The sequence below is a fragment of the Methylobacterium symbioticum genome, from assembly GCF_902141845.1.
In the GTDB taxonomy this organism is placed as follows: domain Bacteria; phylum Pseudomonadota; class Alphaproteobacteria; order Rhizobiales; family Beijerinckiaceae; genus Methylobacterium; species Methylobacterium symbioticum.
In genome coordinates this window covers 1-3,322 of the sequence record NZ_CABFPH010000204.1, presented here as the reverse complement: position 1 = coordinate 3,322, position 3,322 = coordinate 1, and the positions used below count along the sequence as shown (strand labels likewise).

Here is a 3,322-nt window from a genome sequence, read left to right as displayed (position 1 = left end):
GGCCTCGGAAATCTCGGCGCCCGCGCCGGCTTCCGCAGCCTCGACAGCCTCGGATTCCTCGCCTTCCTCGGCACCGTCCTCGTCGCCCTCGCCCTCGGACTCGCGGCGCTCGCCGTTGCCCTCGGAGCGCCCCCCGCGCCGGCGGCGGCGACGGCGGCGGCGGCGACCCTCGCCGTCCTCGCCCCGGGCCTCGGCAGCCTCCTCGCCGTCCTCGGCGCGGATCTCGGCCTCCTCCTCGGCGAGATCCTCCTCCTCGATCTCGTCGTCGATCTCCATGGCGGGCGAGACCGCGGTGGCGCGCACGGCGGTGGCGGGCGCCTCGGGCCGCTGCGCCGGCTCGCCGCGATCGAGCTGGAACGGCGTGCTCGCCGAGAGCCGCTCGTCGGCGGCGATGGTCAGCGTCACGCCGAAGCGCAGCTCCAGCTCGCGCAGATGCGCCCGCTTCTGGTTGAGGATGTAGAGGGCGACCTCGGTGCGGGTGCGCAGAACCAGGTTGTGCGAGGCCGACTTGACCAGCGCCTCCTCGATCGAGCGCAGGATGTGCAGCGCCACCGACGAGGTGGCGCGCACGAAGCCCGAGCCGCCGCAATGCGGGCAGGGGATCGAGGAGGATTCGAGCACGCCCGTGCGGATGCGCTGGCGGCTCATCTCCAGGAGGCCGAAGGGCGAGATCCGGCCGACCTGGATGCGGGCGCGGTCGTTCTTCAGGCACTCGTTGAGCTTCTTCTCGACGGCGCGGTTGTTGCGCTTCTCCTCCATGTCGATGAAGTCGATCACGATCAGGCCGGCGAGATCGCGCAGGCGGAGCTGCCGGGCGACCTCCTCGGCCGCCTCGAGATTCGTCTTGAGCGCGGTGTCCTCGATGTCGTGCTCGCGGGTGGCGCGGCCGGAATTGACGTCGATCGAGACCAGCGCCTCGGTCGGGTTGATGACGAGGTAGCCGCCCGACTTCAGCGAGACATGGGTCGAGAACATCTGGTCGAGCTGCTGCTCAACCCCGTAGCGGGCGAAGACCGGCGTCGTGTCGCGGTAGGGCTTCACCACCTTCGACTGGCCGGGCATCAGCATGCGCATGAAGTCCTTGGCCTCGCGGTAGGCGTCCTCGCCCGCGACCAGCACCTCCTCCAGGTCCTTGTTGTAGAGGTCGCGGATGGCGCGCTTGATCAGCGAGCCCTCCTCGTAGACCAGCGCCGGCGCCATCGAGGTGAGCGTCAGCTCACGCACCGATTCCCACAGGCGCATCAGGTACTCGAAGTCGCGCTTGATCTCGGGCTTGGTGCGCATGGCGCCGGCCGTGCGCAGGATGACGCCCATCCCCTCCGGCACGTCGAGGTCGGACACCACCTCCTTGAGGCGCTTGCGGTCGGCCGCCGAGGTGATCTTGCGCGAGATGCCGCCGCCCCGGCCGGTATTGGGCATCAGCACCGAGTAGCGCCCGGCGAGCGACAGGTAGGTGGTCAGCGCCGCGCCCTTGGTGCCGCGCTCCTCCTTCACCACCTGCACGAGGATGATCTGGCGGCGCTTGATCACCTCCTGGATCTTGTAGTGGCGGCGCGGGCTGCGCGGGCGCTCGGGGATCTCGGCCAGCGCGTCGCCGTTGCCGCCGACCTGGGCGATGCGACCCTCGGCATCCTCGCCGTCCTCGGACTCCTCGCCGTCCTCGTCGTCCGAATCCTCATCCTCGTCCTCGTCGGACTCGTCGTCGGAATCCTCGTCCTCGTCCTCGTCCGCCTCCTCATCCTCGGCGGCCTCGTCCGAAGCGGGGGCCTCGGCGACGGTCAGCGCCTCGGCGACCGCGACGATGGCCTCGGGGGCCGGGCCGGGCGCGGGCTCGCCGGAGACGGCCGGCTCGGCGGCCGTCTCGACCTGCGTCTCGGTCGCCTCGGCGGCGGGCGCGGCCTCACTGGGCTCGCCCTCGGCGGCCGGGGCCGGCGCGACCTCGTCACCGCTCTCGGCGCTGGCGGTGGCGGAATCCGGCAGGTCGGCGGAGGCGTCGCCACCCGTGACCGGCACGGCCTCGTCGGCCGGCGCGTCCACGGAGACGTGTTCGGCCTCGCCGTCGATGATGGCCGGAGCGGCCTCCTCGCTCACCGTGGCATCGGCGTTGCGCGCGGCGGCCTCGGCCCGGCGGCCGCGATGGCGGCGGGACGAGCGGCGGCGCTCCTCGCGCTCGCGGTACTCCTCCGCGTCGCGGGCCTCGTCCTCCAAGAGCGCCTGCCGGTCGGCCAGCGGGATCTGGTAGTAGTCGGGGTGGATCTCGTTGAAGGCGAGGAAGCCGTGGCGGTTGCCGCCGTACTCCACGAAGGCGGCCTGGAGCGAGGGCTCCACCCGCGTCACCTTGGCGAGATAGATGTTGCCGCGCAGCTGACGCCGGTTGGCGGCCTCGAAGTCGAACTCCTCGACCCTAGAGCCGTGGACCGTGACGACCCGGGTCTCCTCCGGGTGCGTCGCATCGATGAGCATCTTGTTGTTGGCCATGACGAACTTTCGACATGGCGGCCGGCGACGCCCTCCCGGGGCGATGTCCCGGTGGAGCGGCTCCCGGCCTCACGGCCCGTGGGAGACACACTCGCGCCGGCCTCGTCGCCGAGGCCGCGGGGTCTGATCGGAAGGGGGAGCCGCCAACCGCCGCTCGGCACGCCCCAACGGCGTGCCCGGGGTTGAACATGGCCGGGGGGAGAGGCGAACCGGCGCGACGCGAATCACGCGCGCTTGCGGCACGAGCAGCGGCAACCGTTGCTGTGCGTCCGCCCATCCTTTCCCCGACCTCGCGAAGACATCTTGACCGGCTCGGACCGGTCGCGAATTCGAAAACCTCGCGGCGAGAGCAAACTCGCCGCCTGCGCCGACACCCGCCCTTGTGTGGAATCCGACGGACGCCGCGGAGAACCGACGGCGAGGACGCGGCCGAAGATCGTAGAAGCTCGGCGCGCCCGCGGGCCGCGAGCGCGACCGGCGGGACCGGGAGGGGGTCGGTATCATTACAGATCGTCGCAGGGATTTGGCAAGGCGGGAATTGCGGAGCCCCGGATGGGCGCGCCCGCTCGCACGTGCCGGCACCGGCCCCACGCGGTTTCGGCTCCGCGCGTCTTGCTGACGCCGGAGGCCTGGCTGGAGGGAGACGCGGGACGCCGCGGAACCCAATGTGTGTGCGTACGGATACCGAGTTCCCCGGCGTCCCGCGGACGAGGGGGCGGGGATCCGCCGGCCTCGTCCGTCTATGCGTCGCGGTCTCTTGCTCACCTGCATCGACCCCGATCGTGGCGGACTGCGTAGCGCCGTTGCCCGGCTCGCCCAGCCTCACCCCGGCAGACTTGAAGCG

At 71.6% G+C, this 3,322-nt stretch carries 1 protein-coding gene; it reads right to left on the bottom strand.

Annotation, left to right across the window (positions count from 1 at the left end; translation table 11 throughout):
• A partial coding sequence (locus MET9862_RS28690) for an Rne/Rng family ribonuclease (RefSeq protein WP_142586278.1) occupies positions 1-2,478 on the bottom strand: 2,478 nt, incomplete at its 3' end.
• Between the last annotated feature and the right edge of the window lie 844 nt (positions 2,479-3,322).